Source organism: Saccharothrix sp. NRRL B-16348 (assembly GCF_001280085.1).
Taxonomy (GTDB): domain Bacteria; phylum Actinomycetota; class Actinomycetes; order Mycobacteriales; family Pseudonocardiaceae; genus Actinosynnema.
In genome coordinates this window covers 128,650-146,403 of the sequence record NZ_LGED01000113.1, presented here as the reverse complement: position 1 = coordinate 146,403, position 17,754 = coordinate 128,650, and the positions used below count along the sequence as shown (strand labels likewise).

18 protein-coding genes are annotated in these 17,754 nt (G+C 73.3%); 8 read left to right on the top strand and 10 right to left on the bottom strand.

Annotated features, from left to right (window positions below):
- Nucleotides 1-10: 10 nt before the first annotated feature.
- Nucleotides 11-265: a hypothetical protein gene (locus tag ADK67_RS12205; protein WP_053716512.1), complete on the top strand. Its 255-nt coding sequence runs from the start codon at nt 11-13 to the stop codon at nt 263-265.
- Between the two features lie 287 nt (nt 266-552).
- Here the strand turns inward: ADK67_RS12205 and ADK67_RS12200 are convergent, their stop codons facing one another.
- From ADK67_RS12200 to ADK67_RS12185, 4 genes are all read right to left on the bottom strand, one after another.
- A complete protein-coding gene (locus ADK67_RS12200; protein ID WP_053716511.1) occupies nt 553-1,302 on the bottom strand; it encodes a GAF domain-containing protein in 750 nt (249 codons plus the stop codon).
- Between the two features lie 47 nt (nt 1,303-1,349).
- Nucleotides 1,350-2,165, bottom strand: a complete 816-nt coding sequence (locus ADK67_RS12195) for a GAF and ANTAR domain-containing protein (RefSeq protein ID WP_231648145.1) — start codon at nt 2,163-2,165, stop codon at nt 1,350-1,352.
- A gap of 83 nt (nt 2,166-2,248) precedes the next feature.
- Nucleotides 2,249-2,650, bottom strand: coding sequence for an STAS domain-containing protein (locus ADK67_RS12190; RefSeq protein WP_053716510.1), 402 nt, complete (start codon nt 2,648-2,650; stop codon nt 2,249-2,251).
- A gap of 167 nt (nt 2,651-2,817) precedes the next feature.
- Nucleotides 2,818-3,501: a response regulator transcription factor gene (locus ADK67_RS12185; protein WP_053716509.1), complete on the bottom strand. Its 684-nt coding sequence runs from the start codon at nt 3,499-3,501 to the stop codon at nt 2,818-2,820.
- A 128-nt stretch (nt 3,502-3,629) separates the two neighbouring features.
- Between ADK67_RS12185 and ADK67_RS12180 the strand changes: the two genes are divergently transcribed.
- From ADK67_RS12180 to ADK67_RS12160, 5 genes are all read left to right on the top strand, one after another.
- Nucleotides 3,630-4,817: a PucR family transcriptional regulator gene (locus ADK67_RS12180; RefSeq protein ID WP_082403406.1), complete on the top strand. Its 1,188-nt coding sequence runs from the start codon at nt 3,630-3,632 to the stop codon at nt 4,815-4,817.
- Between the two features lie 268 nt (nt 4,818-5,085).
- Entirely contained in the window at nt 5,086-6,207 is a 1,122-nt protein-coding gene (locus tag ADK67_RS12175) for a sensor histidine kinase (RefSeq protein WP_053716507.1), read from the top strand.
- Entirely contained in the window at nt 6,200-7,309 is a 1,110-nt protein-coding gene (locus tag ADK67_RS12170) for a hypothetical protein (protein WP_157620192.1), read from the top strand. Before ADK67_RS12175 ends, ADK67_RS12170 begins: the two co-directional genes overlap by 8 nt.
- A complete protein-coding gene (locus ADK67_RS12165) occupies nt 7,291-7,968 on the top strand; it encodes a response regulator (RefSeq protein ID WP_053716505.1) in 678 nt (225 codons plus the stop codon). The genes ADK67_RS12170 and ADK67_RS12165 overlap by 19 nt, the downstream gene beginning before the upstream one ends.
- Before the next feature lie 456 nt (nt 7,969-8,424).
- The gene (locus ADK67_RS12160) at nt 8,425-9,027 is read left to right on the top strand and encodes a hypothetical protein (RefSeq protein WP_053716504.1); all 603 of its coding nucleotides are present in this window, start codon (nt 8,425-8,427) and stop codon (nt 9,025-9,027) included.
- A gap of 7 nt (nt 9,028-9,034) precedes the next feature.
- Here the strand turns inward: ADK67_RS12160 and ADK67_RS12155 are convergent, their stop codons facing one another.
- From ADK67_RS12155 to ADK67_RS55055, 3 genes are all read right to left on the bottom strand, one after another.
- A complete protein-coding gene (locus tag ADK67_RS12155; RefSeq protein WP_157620186.1) occupies nt 9,035-10,990 on the bottom strand; it encodes a hypothetical protein in 1,956 nt (651 codons plus the stop codon).
- Between the two features lie 174 nt (nt 10,991-11,164).
- Nucleotides 11,165-11,881 (bottom strand): methyltransferase, encoded by a 717-nt coding sequence (locus ADK67_RS12150; RefSeq protein ID WP_331459281.1) that lies wholly within the window; start codon nt 11,879-11,881, stop codon nt 11,165-11,167.
- 2 nt (nt 11,882-11,883) lie between these two features.
- The gene (locus tag ADK67_RS55055) at nt 11,884-12,165 is read right to left on the bottom strand and encodes a methyltransferase family protein (protein WP_331459279.1); all 282 of its coding nucleotides are present in this window, start codon (nt 12,163-12,165) and stop codon (nt 11,884-11,886) included.
- A gap of 160 nt (nt 12,166-12,325) precedes the next feature.
- Between ADK67_RS55055 and ADK67_RS12145 the strand changes: the two genes are divergently transcribed.
- Nucleotides 12,326-13,855 carry an MFS transporter gene (locus ADK67_RS12145; RefSeq protein ID WP_053716589.1) on the top strand — a complete coding sequence of 510 codons (1,530 nt, stop codon included), beginning with the start codon at nt 12,326-12,328 and terminating at the stop codon, nt 13,853-13,855.
- Nucleotides 13,856-13,859: 4 nt separating this feature from the next.
- Here ADK67_RS12145 and ADK67_RS12140 read toward each other — a convergent pair whose 3' ends face one another.
- Nucleotides 13,860-14,327: a peroxiredoxin family protein gene (locus ADK67_RS12140; protein WP_053716502.1), complete on the bottom strand. Its 468-nt coding sequence runs from the start codon at nt 14,325-14,327 to the stop codon at nt 13,860-13,862.
- A 36-nt stretch (nt 14,328-14,363) separates the two neighbouring features.
- The gene (locus tag ADK67_RS12135; RefSeq protein WP_053716588.1) at nt 14,364-14,921 is read right to left on the bottom strand and encodes an RNA polymerase sigma factor; all 558 of its coding nucleotides are present in this window, start codon (nt 14,919-14,921) and stop codon (nt 14,364-14,366) included.
- A 207-nt stretch (nt 14,922-15,128) separates the two neighbouring features.
- On the opposite strand from ADK67_RS12135, the gene ADK67_RS12130 reads away from it, so the two are divergent.
- On the top strand, nt 15,129-17,276 hold the full coding sequence (locus ADK67_RS12130) for a hypothetical protein (protein WP_053716501.1): 2,148 nt from the start codon (nt 15,129-15,131) through the stop codon (nt 17,274-17,276).
- A gap of 74 nt (nt 17,277-17,350) precedes the next feature.
- Here ADK67_RS12130 and ADK67_RS12125 read toward each other — a convergent pair whose 3' ends face one another.
- Complete coding sequence (locus ADK67_RS12125; RefSeq protein ID WP_053716500.1) at nt 17,351-17,749, bottom strand: MerR family transcriptional regulator; 399 nt, start codon at nt 17,747-17,749, stop codon at nt 17,351-17,353.
- Nucleotides 17,750-17,754: the final 5 nt, after the last annotated feature.

Sequence of the window (17,754 nt, the reverse complement as noted above, 5' to 3'; positions counted from 1 at the left end):
CGCTGGACGCATGACCACGTCCGCGCGCCTGCTCGCCGCCCACGTCGCGACGGCGCGGCGGATCGCGGGCTCGGTGGCCCGCCGGGCGGCGTTGCACGAGGCGATCGGCGCGGTTCGCGGGTGGGACGGCGGCACGGTCGGGCAGGCGGGGGAGCGGTTCGGCGCGTGCGACGGCGACGTCCAGCGTGACGCCGAGGTGGCCCGGGTGGCGGCCGAGGTGGAGGCCACGGCCGATCGGCGTGCGGATCCGGACTGGGGCGGCTGACGGTCTGCGGGCTGGGACCAGGCCGCGCTGGGTCGGGCTGAGCTGGGTGGGGCTGGGCTGCGGTCGATCGGTCGATCGGTCGATCGGTCGGTCGGTCAGTCGGTCAGTCGGTTGGGTTGGGTCGGGTCGGGCTGCGCTGGACCGGGCTGGACCGGGCCTGGTGGCGTGTCGTCGGCCCGCAGATCCGGTTGCGGTTGGCAGGCCTGGCCGGGGCGGTGGCGCGGTTGGACTCGCGGGCCGGTCCGGAGTCGGGCAATCGGCGAGTGGTCCGGGACCGTGGTGGTCGGCTAGTGGTCGGCTTGGTGGTCCGGTGCGGGCAGGGCCAGGGTTGCCGGGTCCAGTGAACCGTCGGTCACCGCGCGGGCGATGTCGCGGACCGGGCGGTCGTGCAGGCGGGCGTGGGCGAGGATCGCGGTCCTGGCGTGTTCCGTGTCGATGGCACGCGCGCCGGCGACCATGCCGATGGCGTGCGCCAGTTGGACCCGGTCGTTCAAGGCGGTCAGGGTGCGCTCGGCCAGCCGGTCGACCCGCCGCACGTCGCCCTCCTGGGACAGGCCCAGCACGGCGAGGTCGGCGAGGACGCGACCCAGCCGGTCCTGCCACGCCACCCACGCCCCGGGACGCGTGTAGAGCACGTTCAGCCCGCCGACGACCCGGCCGTCCAACCGCATCGGCACCGCCTGCACCGACCGGTAACCCGCGCGCACCGCGGCCGGGGCGAACAACGGCCAGCGGTTCGACTCGTCGGTCAGGTCGGCGGAGCTGACGGCCGTGCCGTCGCGGATGCACTCCACGCACGGGCCCTCGTCCGACTGGGCCTGCATCAGCTCGACGAACCGCGCCCGCTCGTCGGACGCCGACACGACCCTGATCCCGCCGCGCGGATCGGCCAGCAGCACACCCGTCGCGGACGCGGCCAGCAGGCGCGTGCACGCCGCGGTGACCATGCCCAGCACCGAGTCGGTGTCGCGGCCGTCGGCCAGTCCCGTCGTGATCTCGCTCAACGCGACGGCGATCTGGTCCTGGACGCCTGGCACACCCGCAGCATACGGTCCCGGGCCCTCGACGCGGTCACGCCGGCCGGTCATTCGGCGAGCCGATCCAACGAGATGCGGCGGGCCAGCACGTCGCCGGAGACCTCCAGCACCGACCGCCCGGTGGCGAACGCGTGCGCCCGCAGCCTGGCGAACGCGTCCTCCAGGCTGATCCGCAGCTGCGCCGCCAGCATCCCGGTCGCCATGTTCACGTCCTGGTAGGAGATCACCCGGCGCAACTCGTCCTCGTCCGACCGCTCGGCGTGCTGGAGCAGGGCCAGCGTGACCACGTCGGCCAGCACCACGGCGTCGGCCACCGCGTCGACGGACAGGCCGCCCGGGCGGCGCCGGTAGAGGTCCAGGGTGCCCAGCCGGATGCCGCCGACCTGCAACGGGAACGCGAACACCGCCGCGACGCCCGCCGCCGCGCCCGCCTCGGCGAACCCCGGCCACCGCACCTGGTCGACGTGCACGTCCGCGACGAGCACCGGGCCGCCGTCGGTGAACGCCTCCACCGCCGGCCCCTCGCCGAGGGTGTACTGGATCTCCTCCAGCCGGGCCGCCCACGGGTCGCTGGCGCCCAGCATCTCCTGCGCCCGCGAGGCGCTGCGCAACGTCAACGCCGCTCCGTCCACACGGGGCACCGCGCGGACGCACACCGTGCACACCGCCCGCGCCCAGTCGCCGCGGCTCGGCTCGGTCGCGCACTCCGCGACCATCCGCGCCAGCAGATCTCGACGCCGCCCGTCCAACAACCCGTCCTCGTCGTCACCGGTGAGGTGCACCACGGGACCCGCGCACACCGCCTGCGGCCAGTCCCACCGCGCGAACGCCGGACCTCGCGCGGGCACGGCGGAGCGCCGCACGGGACTGCCCGGGTCGAACCTAGCCGGGCCACCCCGTCGTCCGCACGCCGCGTTCTGGCTCACCGCCCGGTGCGGGCCGCGGACTACCGGCTCGCCACCCGCCGCGTCGGCACGTCGGCCCGCAGTGCCGTGAGCGCGTCGCCCAGGGTGGGGTGGACGTCGACCGCCTCGCTCACGAGGGTGATCTCCAGGGGCCGCAGGACGGTGCGCCGGTCGGTCGCCACCGCCAACGGCACGCCGAGGCGTTCCGCGCGCGCGATCGCGTCGACCACCAGTTGGATGCCCGCCGAGCCGAAGAAGTCGACGTCGGCGAGGTCGAGGACGAGGCCGTCGGGCCTTCGGTCCAGCTGTGCGGCGATGGCCGCTCGGACCGGTTGTTCGCAGGCCATGTCGATCTCACCGGCCACCGCCACCACGGCCAGGCCGTCGTGGTCGTCGGTACGGGTGATCGTCACGGGTGTGGTTTCGGCGCGGGTATCGCCCACGGGGCACTCCTCGGTTGGTACGAGAACCAACAACCGAGCTTCTGCTCAACCCGATTTCGTCGCCCTGCGCTACGCGTGGTGGCGGCTGGACACCTCAACGATACGACGCCGCCCGGCCAACCACAACCGCCCACCTGCGCCGATGCCCGCCGGGCGACGACCTGGCGTCACGCGTCGACGTCGAGCCGGTAGCCCGTGCCGCGCACGGTCAGCACGAGCGCGGGCTCGTCGGGGTTGGTCTCGACCTTGCGGCGCAGCCGGCGGATGTGGACGTCGAGCAGCCGGGTGTCGCCGAAGTAGTCGTAGCCCCAGACCCGTTGCAGGAGCTGTTCGCGGGTGACGATCCGCCCGCCCGCCGAGGCCAGTTCGACCAGCAGCCGGAACTCGGTGCGGGTGAGGTGCGCCTCGACGCCCGCCCGGTGGACCGTGCCGACGTCCGGGCGGATCTCCAGCGGCCCTACCTGGAGCACCTCGTCCTGCCGCCCGCCGCCGCGCCGGCGCAACAACGCCCGGATGCGGGCGGCGAGGACGCTGGCGACGAGCGGTTTCGTCACGTAGTCGTCGGCGCCCGCTTCGAGCCCGGCGATGACGTCGGCGGCGTCGGCGCGGGCGGTGACGATGATGATCGGCAGGTCGCCGCGGGCACGCAGGGTGCGGCAGACCTCCAGGCCGTCCACGCCGGGCAGCATCAGGTCCAGCAGCACCACGTCGGGCTCCGCGGCGGCGAGCAGCTCCAGCGCCTCCTCGCCCGAGACCGCGTCGGTGACGGCGAAACCCTCGTCGGCGAGGGCCAGGCCGAGGGCCTGCCTGATGTGCTCGTCGTCCTCGACCAGCAGCACTGAGAAGTCCATGACAACGCGATCCTGCCTCACGTCGCCGGTGCGCGTGGGGATCGCAAGCTGAACGCAAGGTTCACCCACCGCGTGCCGGACCGGGGCGCGTCGATCACGGCGTCCCGGCGGTTGCCAGACTCGTCCGCATGGCACGAACCAGGCGGGCGGCTTCCACGCCCGAGCACGGGGCCGACCCCCTGGCCGGGGTGGCGGACACGGCGAGCCGTGACGCGCACGGCGTACCCGCCGACCTCCTCCAGGGGTACCTGGAAGAACTGGACGAGGTCAGCGCGACGGGGCGGCAGTTGCGGCCCGACCAGCTCCGGGTCCGCCGCGAGGTCGGTGCGCGGGCGGCGGCCCGCGGCGTCACCCTGCACGGGGTGATCGACCTGCACCTGAGCGCCACCTGGCTGGCCTGGCGGTCGTTGACCGGTGTGCGGCGGGCGACCGGCGCCGACGCCGTCCGCGCCGCGGGCGAAGCGGTGTTCAAGGCCGCCGACGCGGCCGTCACGGCGATCGCCGAGGGTTACGAGGACGCGCAGCGCTGGTCGGTGCGCCAGGAGGAGTCGTTCCGCCGCGAGTTCGTCGACGACCTGCTCGACGGGCGCAACCTCGGGCAGCTGGCCGAACGGGCGGAGCGGTTCGGGCTCCGGCTGGCCGGCAGCAACGTCGTGGCCGCCGTCCGCTCGGCGCACCCGCTGGTCGACGGCGGCGAGGTGGCGCGGGCCGTGGAGACGGCGCTGGGACTGCGCCTGGACTCCCGCGGCGTGCTGGTCACCACCAAGGAGGGCCTGCTCATCTGCGTCGCGCCCGACGCGATGACCGACGTGCCGGACGAGTTCGTGCGTCAGGTGGCCGCGGCGCTGGGACCGGAGTCCACCTGGCGGGTCGGCCTCGGCCGCGCCCACTCGGGCCCCGGCGGCGTGGTTCGCTCGTTCGAGCAGGCCGTCCACGCGCTGGACATCGCCGAGCGGCTGCACCTGCCCGGACACCTGCACAAGGCCTCCGACCTGCTGGTCTACCAGGTGCTGCTGCGCGACAGCGCCGCGCTGGCCGACCTCGTGTCGGTCGTCCTCCACCCCCTTCGCGAGGCACGGGGCGGTGCCGGGCCGCTGCTGGACACGCTGTCGTCCTACTTCGCGAACGGGCAGGTGGCGGCGGCCTGCGCACGTGAGCTGCACGTGGGTGTCCGCACGGTGACCTACCGCCTCCAGCGGGTCGCGGAGCTGACCGGGTACGCGGTCGACGACCCCACCCAGGCGTTGTCGCTCCAGGTCGCGGTGCTCGGCGCGAAGCTGCTCGGCCGGCCGCCGTCCGACGACCAGGCGCCGTGACGGCCAGTCGGTGACGGCTTGCCGACCAGCCCGTGACGGCGACCTGAACGCGGAGGTGCGAACACCGCCGATCGGCTGCCGATCGACTCGCCCGTGCGGCGGAAATCCGCCTCGCCTGCCGCCGCGAGGGCGCACCGGGCCGGATGATCGACGTCGGGTCGCGGTCGGGTCGGCCGAAAGCCCTCACCTGGGTGTCCGATTCGGACCGGGATGCCGGTAACGTCGCCGCGGCACGAGTACCGGGGGCGAGTGCGAGGCGAGGTGCGGGATGGCAGGGCAGGCCGAACTGCTGCTGCGCCGGTTCGGCCGTCGGTACGCGGCGGTGGTGCGGTTGGCGACGGTGCTGCCCATCGGCGCGATCGCCATGCTGCGCGTGACACCGGAGCACCTGCCGGCCACCGCGCTGGCGGTCGGCGTCGCCGTGCTGTGGACCTGCGGGTACGCGTGGTGGCTACAAAGGACCGACGGCGGCCTGCCGGTCGCGGTGGACCTGGTGGTGCTGCTCGGCGTGTGCCTGAGCGTCTTCGGGACCGACGCCGTCGAGCGCACCAACATCGGCTGGATCAGGCTCCTCGTGACGTTCGCCTGCGTGACGTACCAGTGGCACACCTCGCTGAGGACGGGAGTCGTCGCGGCGCTGCTGGCCGACGGGTGGCTGGTGGCCGTCGTCACCGCGGCCGGGTCGGAGGACCGAGACCTGTGGATCTCGCAAGTGTGGATCCTGGTGGCGGCCGGGTTGTCCCGCGCGGCGTGGCTGCTGGTCCGGCGGGCCGCCGAACGGGCCGACCGGATGGCCGCCGACGCCGCCCGCGCGCACCGGGACTCGTCGGTGGCGGCGGCCGTGCGCGCCGAGGAACGGGAGTTCGCGGCGGCGCTGCACGACACCGCCGCCGCGACGCTGCTGATGGTCGGCAGCGGGCAGGTGCGCGAGGACAGCGCCTGGCTGGCGGCGCAGGCGCGCCGCGACCTCGACCGGCTGCGCTCCGGGCCCGCCGACGCGTCCCGGCACACCGACCTCGTGCGGTTGCTGGCCGCGGAGGTCGAGGCCGTGCACCTGGACGTCGAACTCGACGCGCCCGCCCGGCTGCCGCTGCCGTCCGACGTGGCGGCGGTGTTCGCCGACGCGACCCGGGAAGCGCTCAACAACGTCCGCCGGCACGCGGGCACGACGCAGGCGTCCATCCGGCTCGGCGGCGACGGGCGGCGGTTGCACCTCGACATCGCCGACGGCGGCAGGGGTTTCTCGCCCGACGACGTCCCGGTGACCCGGCGCGGCTTGCGAGAATCCGTGCACGGCCGGTTGAACCGCATCGGCGGCACGGCCACGGTCACCTCCACTGTCGGCGCGGGCACCGTCGTCCGGCTGGAGTGGCGTGATGCCGGTGAGTGACACCGTCGGCGGGCAGACCCGGGCACAGCTCCTGTTCGGACTGCGGGTCGCGACCCTGCTCGTGACCGCGGTCGTGGTCGGCGTGCTCGGCCTGGTCAACCTGCTGCGGCGCTGGGAATCGCACGACCTCCCGTTCGCCCAGCTGACCGCGTTCGGCGCGCTGATCGCGGTGCTGGCCGGCGAAGCCGTGCTGCTCGCCCGGCGGCGGCCGTGGGGCAGGCTGCGCCCGTTCGCCGTCGCCGTGGTGCTGGCCGCGTCCGCGCTGGCCGCCGTGACCCTGCCCCTGGAGCGCACCGCGAGTGCCGTCGACTGGGCGTTCGGCGCGGCGAACTGGGTGGGCCTCGTCGTGCTCCTGGACCGTCCACTCCGGACGGTGGTGCTGTTCCTGTCGGCGCACGAGCTGATCGCCCTGTCGAACATGCTCCTGTTCTCCGACGTGCACAAGGGTGACCTGGCCCGGCTCGCCACGGGCTCGGTCACCGTGATCGGCTTCCCGCTGTGCCTGGCGGTGGTGGCGTCCGTGCTGCACCGGCTCGCCACGGCCGCGGCGACCGCGGGCGACGAGATCGAACGGGTGCGGACCGCAGAGGCCGTCGCGGCGGAGTCCCACCGGCGCAGGCGGCAGCGGTTCGCCGAGCTGTCCGCCGGCGCGATCCCGCTGCTGACAGGGCTCGCGGACGGCTCGCTCAGCCCCGAGGACGCGGCGGTCCGGCGCCGCAGCGCGATCGAGGCCGCCCGGATGCGGCGGCTGTGCGCGGAGACCGACGTGGTGACGAACCCGTTGCTGCACGAGCTGCGGCACTGCGCGGACGTCGCCGACCGCAAGGGGGTCGTGGTGGAGTTGGAGGCACGCGGCCAGTGGCCGACGCCGCCCGTGGCCGTCCGGCGCGACCTGACCGACGCCGCGCTCACCGCGCTCGCCACGGCCGGGTCGTGGGCCCGCGTCACGGTGATCGGCGACCAGGGGTTGGTGTCGGTCAACGTCGTCGCCGACTGCGACGACGTCGTGCCGCCGAGCCCGGCGACGTCCGGCGTGCGGGTCGAGGTGCTCGGCAACGGTGGAACGGTCTGGGTGGAGGCCACATGGCAGCCGACGACGTGATCACGGCGGTGATCGTGGACGACCACGCGGCCATCACCGCGGGGGTGCGGTACTGGTGCGAGCAGGCCGTCCCGCCGATCCGCCTGGTCGACGCGGGCGCCCGGCTCGCCGACGTGTGGACCGGACCGGGCGCCGACGCCGACGTGGTGATCTTCGACCTGGAGCTGGTGCCGGGCCGGCCGGACTTCGCCGAGCTGCGCAGGCTGGTCGACAACGGCCGCCGGGTCGTCGTCTACTCGCAGCACGCGGACACCGCCACCGCGCTCAAGTGCGTCGACCTCGGCGCGTTGGCCTACCTGACCAAGCGGGAAGGGCTCGACCACCTGATCCCGGCGATCAGGGCCACCGCGCAGGGCATCCCGTACACCGCGCCGTCCCTGTCGGGCGCGCTCGTCGCCGACGACGCCCCCGATCGGCCGCGCCTGTCACCGCGCGAGTCGGAGGTGCTGCGGGCGTGGTTCACGTCGTCGTCCAAGGACCTCGTCGCCGCGAAGCTCAACATCACCGTGAAGACGGTCGACACGCACATCGCCCGCGTGCGGGTGAAGTACGCGAACGCCGGCCGGGCGGCCCGCACCAAGAGCGAGCTGGTGAGCCGGGCGCTCGACGACGGGCTGATCACGCTCGCGGAGCTCAACCAGACCGAGACCCCTTTGTAGGGTGTTCACCTGACACCGCGGCGCCCGCTGCCCGCGTACGGTCGTGATCCGGAAGCCGCCGGCGGATTTCCGCCTGCGCACCGCGCCTTTCGTGGGGTAGACGCGGTCTGCGGTCGGGTCGGCGGACTGGCCGGGGACGAATCGCCACGAACGCGGGTGGGCATTTCACATGGGATACACGACGGCCTTTGTCGAGGAGGTCCGATGACGCACCCCGGTGCGCCACAGCAATTCCCTCAGCAGGGGCACCACCCGCAGCAGCAACCCCAGTTCCCGCCGCCCGGGCAGTTCCCGCAGCCGGGGCAGCCCTACCCGCAGCAGTGGGGACCGGGTGGGCCGGGTGGACCCGGCGGAATGGGTGGACCCGGCGGGCCGTGGGGACCGGGAGGTCCAGGGGGTCCGGGGTTCCCCGGTGGACCGGGTGGACCGCCGCCTCGGCGCGGCGGGAAGGGCGCGGTGATCGCGGTGGTGATCATCCTGCTCGTGCTCGGCCTGGGCGCCGGCGGGTACTTCGTGTACACCAGGCTCGACGACTCCTCCGCCGACGCGAAGCCGGTCGTGGACACGTCCGACGACCTGGAGAAGGCGCCGATCGGCTGCGCGATGTTCGAGGAGGCGGAGGTCGCGCCGCACATCCCCGGGCGCATGGACTACAGCGCGGGCGGCGCCAACCCGGGTGTGGGGCAGGCGCACGACCAAGGGCAGTGCAACTGGAACAACTCGGGCAGGCTCGCCAAGGACAACGTCCGCGGCGCCTACGTGATCGTGACCAGCTACGTCTACCACGCCAACCACAAGCAGTCCGGCGTGGACAAGGCGAAGGAGCACATGGAGGACCGCGTCCGCAACGGCGTCGCGGTGAACGTGGAAGGCGCGGACGACGCCAAGCTCGTGTCGCAGGAGAAGGTCAAGTGGTCGGCGGAGGTCGTCGTCCGCTACCGCAACGTCGTCTACTCCATCGCGCACTCCAACCAGACCGAAGGCGCGAACGTGAAGGCCGTCGCGACCTCCCTGGCCACCCTCGCGATCGGCAAGGTGGTCAAGGCCGAGGAGGGCTGACCAAGCGTCAGCCGGACCCGGCCAGGTGCCGCTGGAGGCTGGCGTGGCGGAACTGGTAGACCGTGCCCGTCTGCCGGAGCACGCCGCGCCGGTGCGCGTCGTCGAGGAACCGCATCAGCCGCCACGGCAGCCTGCCGCGCAACGCCCACCAGGCCAGTGAGGCCGCGTACAGCACCGAGGCGTTGTTGACCACGCAGCCGAGGCCGGTGCCGAGGCCGAAGCTCAGCGCCATGGCCGGCAGCGAGGCGTCGACGGACTTGCCCATCACGACGATGGCGAACGCCACGGGCAGCTGGAACGCCACGATCCACGCGAGCAGCCACACGGCGGTCGACGCGACGTCACCGCGCAGCGACCTGGTCGGCCGGGGGACGCTGAACCGGTCCGGCGGGCTGGTCAGCCACGTGCCGAGGCCCCAGGCCACGGCCACCATCACGCTGAGCGCGAGGGGCGCCGACCACAGGTCCCGGCTGTTGACGACCCCGTGCGCGGGTATCGCCGCGGCCATGGCGGCGACCGTGATCACCACGCCGAAGGCCATCCGGGAGAGGACCGCCCTGCCACGACCGCGCAGGCGCAGGCCCGTCCGGTGCGGTGGGCGGTGCACCGACAGGGCGACGCCGACCAGCAGCGCGAGCCCTGCCGCGGCCGCCGCGGTCACGCCGGGGGAGCTGGGGCGCTCGTAGGTGATGAAGAAGATCGCCACACTGAGCACCAAGGGTGCGAGGAGCAGGTGACGCACCGGCGCCCGGCGGCGCACCGTGCCGATCAGCCAGGTGAACGCGGCACCCAGCGCGAAGCCGACCGCGACGGCGGCGTGCTCGCTGGTCGCCACCCAGCACAGCAGGCCGGTGAGGACGATCGCCAGGACGAGGTGCGGCCGGGGCAGCCGCCACCAGGCGATGTCGCCGGCCGCGTTCGAGGCAGCGTGGCCGGCCAGGAAGCCCAGCCAGCGGCGGGCGCGGTCGGCGGGGTAGCGCGCGGCGCCCGACGGCAGGGGCGCGAGCCGGGGCGGTGGTGTCGGCGGGTCGCCGTAGACGGCGGTCACCAGCGAGTCGAGCAGGTGCCGGTCCAGGGCGGCCGGATCGCCGAACCGCTGCTGATCGACCAGTTCGGCCGGGTCGCGGTCGGGGCGGCCGTAGACGGCGCGGGCGAGGTTGATCGTCAGCGGGGTCGACAGCGACCACGCGACCACCGAGTCCCGCGTCGTGCGCAGCTGGTCGAGCACCGGGGCCCAGCGCTCGACGACCTGCGGCAACGAGGCGGAGAGGAACTCGATCGCGTCGTCGGCGGCGACCGGTTCGAGTTCGACCACCGCGGCGGCGGGCAGCCCCGCGCCACCGGCGCGCACCGCGGCTTCGTACTCGTCGCCGCGGCAGGTCAGGACCAACGGCCGGCCGGGGCCGAACGCGCGGTGGACGCCCTCCAGCGCGGGCACGAGCAGGTCCGGCGGCAGCTCGTCCAGCCCGTCGAGCAGCGGCAGCAGGCGTTGTTCGGCGACCAGGCGGCGGGCCGCGTGCCGGCCGTAGGCCTTGCGGTCGCGCAACGCCGGGTAGTCGGTCTCCAGCCGCCGGATGAGCCAGTCCTCGAGGTGTTCGTTGTGCGGGTTCCACGAGGCCGGGGACAGCAGCACCGGCACGGGCCCGTCGGGCGCACGGCGTTCGAGCAGGTCCAGGGCGAGCAGCAGCGTCGTCGCGGACTTGCCCGCGCCGGGCCCGCCGAGGAGCACCAGCTGCCGGTTCGCCGACGAGGCGAACAGCCGGTCGAGGTCGCCGAGGTCGCCGCCCGCGACCACCGGCGCGTCCGGGTAGGCGACCTGCCGGCGGGTGGGCGCCCAGCGCAGGCGCAGCGGCTGCGGTCGGCGCAGCGAGCGGACCGCGGCTTCGGCGGCCCACTGCCGGTGCACCACGGCCGCCAGGAGGTCGGCGGCGCCGTCCAAGCCGGAGGGCGCTCGGCTGATCACGTCACCGTTGATCACGTCGGCTTGGACGACGGTGCGCGCGTTCCCGGTGAATTCGTTGCGAACGATCCGTGGCCCTGGTGGATCACGCCGAAAAACGCCCATGCCGTCCCCTGGTTTCCGCCCTGTGCAGACGGTACCGGGGTAATCACGTTCTGTTAATATTCGGTCGTGAATTCACACTGACGGGGACTCGAAGCGGAATTCGAGCAGGCAGCGGTGATCGGTCAGTTCGGTCACGGTGTCGAGGACCAGGCCGTGCGGCGAGGCGAGCGCGCGGAACTCGTCGAGCCGCCGTTCCCGCCCGCCGAAGATCACCAGCATGTCCAGGTCGCTCGCGCTGCTCGCCCGCAGCCCGCCGACCCCTTCGACGACCAGCACCCGCCCGCCGGGGTGCGCGGCCTCGACGCAGCGGGCCAGGATGCGGTTCGCGTGCTCGTCGTCCCAGTTGTGCAGGATGTCGAACAGCACGTAGGCGTCCGCGCCGGCCGGGAGCGGGTCGAAGAAGCTGCCCGCGGTCACCTCGGCCCGCTCGTCGAGGCCGTGGGCGCTGAAGGTTCGTCGGGCCTCGTCGGCCGTCGGTCCGACGTCGACCAGGTGGCCGCGCATCCCCGGGTGCGCGGTGAGGACCGCGGCGAGCAAGCCGCCCTGGCCGCCGCCGACGTCCACGACGGTGGCGAACCGCGACCAGTCGAACCCGGCGACGATCCGCGGTAGCTGCGCGCGGAACCGGTGCGCCATCTGCCGGTCGAACGACTCGCGGAGGCGCGGGTGCTCGTCCAGGTCGGCGTAGAAGTCCTGGCCGTACCGGTGCGGGTAGGCCGCCTGGCCGGTGCGGACGCTGTGCGCGAGCTCGACGAACGCGAGCTCGGCCCGCCCGCCCGCGGTGTCCAGGCCTAGGAGGCCAGCCCGTTGCCGGCGCCGGCGCGGAGGTGCTCGCCGTACGCGCTCGTCCGGTAGCCGGTGGAGGTGCGTTCGACCACCCCGAGCGTCGCCAGGTGGGCCAGCAGGAGCCCGAGCGCCACCGGGTCGACGTCGAGTTCGGCCGCCAGGTCGTCGGCGGGCGAACCGTCGCCGTGCAGCCGATCCGGCAACCCCAGCGTCACCGCCACGCGCAGCGCCATCGGTGTGGCGAGCCCGGCCAGGTCGCGGATCGCTTTCACATCATCGTCTCCCACGGCAATTCACTATGTCAGCGGCGTCAAAGGAGATCCGGGCACCGCGATCGGTCCAGTCCCCGCGCAGGACTCCTCGAAGTTTCCGGCCGCGGTGTCGATCCGGGCCGTCGCCGTTCGACTCAAGGGTGACAGGCCACGAACGAGACCCCGGGAGACGATGATGAGGGCAGGACGACGCGAGTGGTGGGGGCTGGCGGTGCTGGCGCTGCCGACGCTGCTGTTGTCGCTGGACATGAGCGTGCTGCACCTGGCGGTCCCGCACCTGGCCGCGGACCTGCGGCCGAGCAGCACCCAACTGCTGTGGATCATCGACATCTACGGCTTCATGATCGCCGGCTTCCTGGTCACGATGGGCACCCTGGGCGACCGGATCGGTCGGCGGAAGCTGCTGATGGCCGGCGGGGCCGCCTTCGGCGTGGCGTCGGTCGTGGCCGCGTTCACCACCAGCCCGGAGATGCTGATCGCGGCACGGGCCGTGCTCGGGGTCGCCGGCGCGACGCTGATGCCGTCCACGCTCGCGCTGATCAGCAACATGTTCCAGGACCCCAAGCAGCGCGGCACCGCGATCGCGGTGTGGATGAGCTGCTTCATGGGCGGCATGGTGATCGGGCCGGTGGTCGGCGGCGTGCTGCTGGAGCACTTCCGGTGGGGTTCGGTGTTCCTGATGGCCGTGCCGGTCATGGTCCTGCTGCTGGCCACCGCGCCGAAGCTGCTGCCGGAGTACCGCGACACGGCCGCCGGCCGGCTCGACCTGGCGAGCGTGGTGCTGTCGCTCGGCGCGATCCTGCCGATCGTCTACGCCCTCAAGGAGACCGCCAAGGACGGCGTGTCGGTGGTCAACGCGGTCGTGCTCGTCGCGGGCGTGGCGGTCGGCGCGGCGTTCGTCCGCCGCCAGCGCGGGCTGGCCGACCCGATGCTGGACCTGAAGCTGTTCCGGGTGCGGGCGTTCAGCGCGGCGGTGAGCATCATGCTGGTCGGCGCGCTCACCATGGGCGGTGTCTTCCTGCTGGTCAGCCAGTACCTGCAGATGGTCGCCGGGCTGACGGCGGTGCAGGCCGGGCTCCTGCTGGTGCCGCAGGCGGGCGCGGTGGTGGTCGGCTCGCTGATCGCGCCGCGGCTGGCGCGGCGGTTCCGGCCGGAGTTCGTGCTCGGGTTCGGGATGCTGGTCGCGGCGGGCGGGATCCTGCTGTTCACGCAGGCCACCGGCGCCGCCGGGGTGGCGTTCGTGGTGGTGGGCATGTCGATCGCGAGCTTCGGGATGGGGCCGCAGGGCGTGCTGTGCACCGAGATGGTGGTCAGCTCGGTGCCCCCGCAGAAGGCCGGCGCGGCGTCGGCGACGTCGGAGACCAGCGCCGAGTTCGGCATCGCGATGGGGATCGCGGTGTTCGGCAGCGTCGGCACGGCCGTCTACCGCGACGAGGTCGCCGTGCCCGCGGAGGTGCCCGCCGAGGCCGCCGCCCTGGCGACGGACAGCATGGCGGGCGCCCTCCAGGCGGCGGGCGCCCTGCCCGGTGCGCTGGCGGACGGTGTGCTCGCCACCGCGCGTGACGCCTTCTCGTCCGGCCTGCACACCGTCGCCGTCATCGGCGCCGCGGTCGTCGTCGTGTTCGCGGTGGTCGGCATGATGACGCTGCGCAGGACCGGCCCGGAGGTCGCCGAAGAGCGGGTTCCGGTCCTGGAGAGCCGCTGACCGCTCAGGCGGGCGTGCGCAGGGACGCGATGGCCGCGGCGATGCCCTTCTTGTCGTAGCTGCCGGTGGGCATCGTCGCGCCGTGGGCGTGGCGGACGATCCCCTGGCGGTCGACGAGGACGCTGCCGGACTGCTGCAGCGAGCCGAAGACCTTCTTGCCCAGGCCGACCATCTCGTGCGGGCTCTCGCGGCGGCCGGTGAGGACGGGGAACGGGATGCGGCGCTTCGCCTTCCACGCCGCCGCCGTCTCCCGGTCCTCCGGTACCGCGATGAGGACGAGGACGTCGTCGGCGGCCAGTTCGTCGGCGCGGTCCACGAGGTCCCGGACGTGGGCGGCGCAGACCGGGCACGACGTCGAGCGCACGAAGAAGACCAGCACGGCGTGCTGTCCCTGGTAGTCGGACAGGCGGACGGTCTGCCCGGTGGTGTCTTCCAGCACCATCTGCGGTGCGGGCGATCCGGTGGTGAGCATGGGGATTTTCCCTTTCGGACGGGGTTGGCGAGAACGTCAGGACGGGTCGGCCGGCGGCGGGGCGACCCCGTCACGCAGGCTGAGCCGGAGCGCGGTCCTGGCCCGGTGCAGGTGGGACTTCATCGCCGGGGTGCTCAGCCCGAGCGCCTCGGCGACCGTCCGCCCCGGGTGGCCCAGCACGTCCCGCATGATCAGCACGCGGCGCTGGACGTCGGGCAACGCCCCGATCGCCTCCGCGACGCGCTCGGCTTCCAGCCGCCGGAGCACTTCGTCCTCGGCCGACGCCACCGGGTCGTCACCGGTGTCGTCGTAGCGGTCGAACAGGCGGCGGGCGCGGCGCAGGCACTCGTGCCGGACGACCCGGAACATCCACGAGGCGAGCGCCGCCGAGGCGCGCAAGGTGCCGATCTTGCGGTAGAGGACGATCAACGCCTCCTGCGCCGCGTCCTCGGCGTCCTGCGGGGACGCGCACAGGTGCCCGGCGAAGCGCAGCACGTGCGGATGAGCACCGTGCACCACCGCGGCCAGCGACTCCGGGTCACCGCCTTGTGCGGCCTCGATGAGCTGCTCACTCGCCCAACCGCGGTCAACCACGTCCCACCCCCGCCGCACGGCGCGAACCCGTCGCCCGTGTCCCTCGTGACGTATCCATCGCCTATAAGAGACACCGACACGGCGAAAGGGTTCAGCCCCGGCTCCATGGGTTTCGCCGAAGTTGATTGTCCGTGTCGGTGTTGTTCCCTATCCTGCGCTGGACACGGGGGTTTCCTGCTGTCGGGGGTCTTTGACTTGGGGGGATTTGTGCGCACTTTCCGTGGCGCTGGAGCCTGCGCCGCCGCGCTTCTGGTCGCGACGACACTGATCGGCGGAGCGCCCGCCGCGGCCGCCGCGGAGCCGCCCGCCGCGCCGTACACGGCCTTCACGTCCCACTTCGAGGGCTGGGGGTACATCGACGGGAGCTTCACCTACGAGAGATCCCGGAACACGCTCAACGTCTACCAGCAGACCGCCAACGGGTACGCGTTGTCGATGCACGGGTTCACCGAGGGCAACCGGCACTGGCACCACCTGAACGTGTCACCGCCGAACGGGACGCGGTTCGAGGCGGGCCGGTCGTACCCGACGCAGACCAACTTCTACACCTCCGACTCGATCACCGTGTTCAACATCAGCGGCGACGGCCAGGGTTGCGAAGGGGCCGCGGCGACCTCGGGCACGCTCAACGTCCACGAGGTCGCCTACGACGAGGCCACCGGCCAGTTCACCGCGTTCGCGGCCGACTACTCGATGCGGTGCGGCAGCGCCGGCCGGCTCGCCAAGGGCGAGATCCGGTTCCAGTCCGCCCTCGGCTACCGGGCCGCCGACAGCTGGGACTACCGCCTGCAGTTCGGGCAGCAGCCGTGGGGCAAGCCGGGCACGCCGCTGGAGGTGCCGGTCGAGGCGACGGGCACCCTGCCCACCACCTTCGGCGAGGCGTCGTTGACGGGCCCGAACCCGGACGCCTTCGAGATCACGGCGAACACCTGCTCGGGCAACACCCTGTCCTACGGCCAGAAGTGCGCGCTGACCGTCACGCCGACGGCCACCGCGATCGGCGCCCAGACCGCGCAGCTCACCCTGCCGAACGACGCCGTCACGGGCAACGTCAGGCGCCTGCTGTCGCTGGAGGGCTACCACACCGACCAGGGCACCTACTACCCGCTCGCGCCCCACCGCGTGCTGGACACCCGCGCCGGTCAGGGCGCGCCGCCGGTCAAGGTCGGCGCGGGCCAGGCGATCCGCCTGCAGGTGACCGGCCAGGGCGGGGTGCCCGCCGCCGCGTCGACCGTCGTGCTCAACGTGACCGTCACCGAGCCGGGCAGCGCCGGCCACATCTCCATCTACCCCACCGACGTGGCGCGCCCGACCGTCTCCTCGCTGAACTACACGCCGGGGTGGACCGGGGCCAACTCGGTCACCGTGAAGGTCGGCGCGGACGGCGCGGTCAACCTCTACAACCACGGCGCGCCCGTGCACCTCATCGCCGACATCAACGGCTACTACTCCAAGGGCCGCATCGGCTACACGGGCGGGCAGTACCACCCGCTGACGACCCCGGTGCGCCTGGCCGACACCCGCGAGTGGGGCATCGGCCGGCTCCCGGCCGGCTACTACTTCAACGTGACGGCGTCGTGGGACGACCCCTCGGTCAACCCGAGGATCCGCGCGTTCGCGGTCAACATCACCGCCACCGACACGCGCGCCCCCGGCTTCCTCACCGCGTGGAACGGCTACGGCCCCGGCCTGCCGAACACGTCGACGCTGAACTACGCGGCCGGCAGCACCGTGACGAACTTCGCGGTGGTGCCCAGCCGGCCCTGCGCCGAGTGCGGCAGCGGCACGGGCGACCCGTCCATCGGCGTGTACACCAGCCAGGACACCCACGTCGTCGTGGACATCGTCGGCTTCTACGACGACAGCTCGCTGTCCGGCGGGCTGCGCTTCGAGCCCGTCGTGCCCGACCGGATCGCCGACACCCGCACGGGCCTGGGCTGGCCGGCCGCGCTCGCCCCGGCCACCACCGCGACCGTCGTCACGCCCGACCACCTCGCGGGCACCGAGACGTGGGCGCTGGCCACCAACGTGACCGCCGTCGAGCCGACCGCGTCCACCTACCTGACGGTGTGGCCCGCGGGCTACACCGGGGTGGGCCGGCCCAACACGTCCAACCTGAACCCGGCCGCCGGGGCGATCGTGCCCAACGCCGTGCAGACCATGATCGGTCCGGACTACGGGTTCCACGTCTACAACAACAGCGGCCGGACCCACCTCCTGGTGGACGTCGTGGGCACCTTCTACTACGAGCCGTCGCCCACGTCGTCCTCGGCACCGTCCACCCGGAGCCGGCTGACGGCCCCGACGGTGGAGGCGCCGAAGGCGGCACCTCTGAGCCGTCCCCACCGCGCGTAGTCCCGGTGCCAACGGATGCCGCACCTGCACCTTCGGGCGCACGTGCGGCATCCGTGCGTCCGGGGCAAGGCGCGTCAGGGGAGGGGCAGGTCGGGCGGGATCTGGAGGGCGACCGTGATCAGCGAGTGGACGCGGGTGGCGACCGCGGCCAGCAGGCCGTGCACCTCGGGTGACGCGGCCTCCGCCACGGTCTGGAGGGTCCGCAGGTCCTCGTCGATGCGGTCGAGGATCGCGCCGAGGTCGGCGTGCTGGTTCCGGAGCGCGGTGGCGATCTCCTCCAGGGGAACACCCTGGACCTCGAGGCGTTGCACGAGGTGGATGCGGTCGACGTCGGCGGGGTCGTAGAGGCGGTAGTTGCTCGCCGTGCGCTTCGCGGGGGTGAGCAGGCCGAGGCTGGTGTAGTAGTCGACCGTGCGGGGGCTGACCTGGGCGCGGGCGGCGAGTTCGCCGATCTTGAGGAGAACGTCGGTCACTGTTC

What these genes read in the sequence shown, in the direction of transcription:
- ADK67_RS12165 (WP_053716505.1), top strand. Translation starts at nt 7,291, where the DNA reads ATGGCAGCCGACGACGTGATCACGGCGGTGATCGTGGACGACCACGCG.
- ADK67_RS12140 (WP_053716502.1), bottom strand. Translation starts at nt 14,327, where the DNA reads ATGCTCACCACCGGATCGCCCGCACCGCAGATGGTGCTGGAAGACACC.
- ADK67_RS12185 (WP_053716509.1), bottom strand. Translation starts at nt 3,501, where the DNA reads ATGGACTTCTCAGTGCTGCTGGTCGAGGACGACGAGCACATCAGGCAG.
- ADK67_RS12180 (WP_082403406.1), top strand. Translation starts at nt 3,630, where the DNA reads ATGGCACGAACCAGGCGGGCGGCTTCCACGCCCGAGCACGGGGCCGAC.
- ADK67_RS12175 (WP_053716507.1), top strand. Translation starts at nt 5,086, where the DNA reads ATGGCAGGGCAGGCCGAACTGCTGCTGCGCCGGTTCGGCCGTCGGTAC.
- ADK67_RS12205 (WP_053716512.1), top strand. Translation starts at nt 11, where the DNA reads ATGACCACGTCCGCGCGCCTGCTCGCCGCCCACGTCGCGACGGCGCGG.
- ADK67_RS12145 (WP_053716589.1), top strand. Translation starts at nt 12,326, where the DNA reads ATGAGGGCAGGACGACGCGAGTGGTGGGGGCTGGCGGTGCTGGCGCTG.